The sequence below is a fragment of the Citrobacter sp. S55_ASV_140 genome, assembly GCF_018919505.1.
Taxonomy (GTDB): Bacteria; Pseudomonadota; Gammaproteobacteria; order Enterobacterales; family Enterobacteriaceae; genus Citrobacter; species Citrobacter werkmanii.
This window is the reverse complement of sequence record NZ_JAHLQZ010000396.1, coordinates 1-1,037: the sequence shown is the minus strand read 5'-3', so window position 1 is coordinate 1,037 and position 1,037 is coordinate 1. Positions and strand designations below refer to the sequence as shown.

Genomic DNA, 1,037 nt, shown 5'->3' with positions numbered 1-1,037 from the left:
TGCATTCAAAAAACCAGCATTTGTTAGAATAGCCGCATATTCTACCCGTTATCCTCCGACACGCCAAACCACTGATGATACCAACGAGGTAAAATCTGATCCCGCATGCTGCGTATTTGCCAGGTTTTCGGGTAAAAGTCCAGCGTAATCTGCCCCTGATGTGGCGTATCCAGCCATTGATAATCTTGTTGCCGATAGCGCCGCTTCACCTTCCAGGAAGGCAGTCGCCATGCATTATAACGGGATGCCGAGGCTAATGCCGCCTGTCCGCCAACTCGCTGAATCAGCGCCAGTGATGATGATGTATTGCTGCCATGGTGTGGAACCTGCATAACAGTAGCCTGCAGATGCGACCAGTAGTGACTTAGCATTTTTTGTTCAGCGGGAGACTCAATATCCCCGGTCAGAAGAATACTCTGATGTCCGTCATCGACTTTAACCACGCAGGATTGGTTATTACCTTGCGCTGTATTTCCGCGCACCGGCCAATGCGCACTGAACGTTAATCCTTGCCATTGCCAGCGTTCCCCGCGAAAACACGGGAGATGACCTTTCCAGCCTAGTGGGCTTCTTATCCATAAGAATGGCCATGCTTGTTGCAGCGAGCGCAACCCTCCCCGATGATCCATATGCTCGTGACTTAAAATAACCCCTTCAGGCTCGAGGTTGTGCCAGCGTAACCAGGGAATGATCAGTTGCTGTGCGCTATCGCCCTCGGGCCATGCCAGACCCGTATCATAAAGAATCGCTTTCCCATTGCGGGCGATCACCATCGCCAGTCCCTGCCCGACGTCCAGCATATGCACTTGCCATGCGTCCGTGCGTGGCGCTCGCCAGAGCGGTTCACTCAGCAAAAATAGCGCCGTGAAACAAAGCATCGGTAGAGTACGCCAGGCATTCAGTCGCCATGCAATGAGCATCAGCCCAGGTACCAATGCAAGCCATTGCCAGCGGGCATCTATATTAATCCAGCCTTGAGGCAGAGCATTAAGTCCCCCAAATAACAGCGCCAGAGACCGATCGGCTAAATACCACAA

1 protein-coding gene is annotated in these 1,037 nt (G+C 52.5%); it reads right to left on the bottom strand.

Annotated features, from left to right (window positions below):
* Positions 1 to 41: 41 nt before the first annotated feature.
* Positions 42 to 1,037: DNA internalization-related competence protein ComEC/Rec2 (locus KQJ18_RS24120; RefSeq protein ID WP_216422971.1), on the bottom strand; the 996-nt coding region annotated here is incomplete at its 5' end.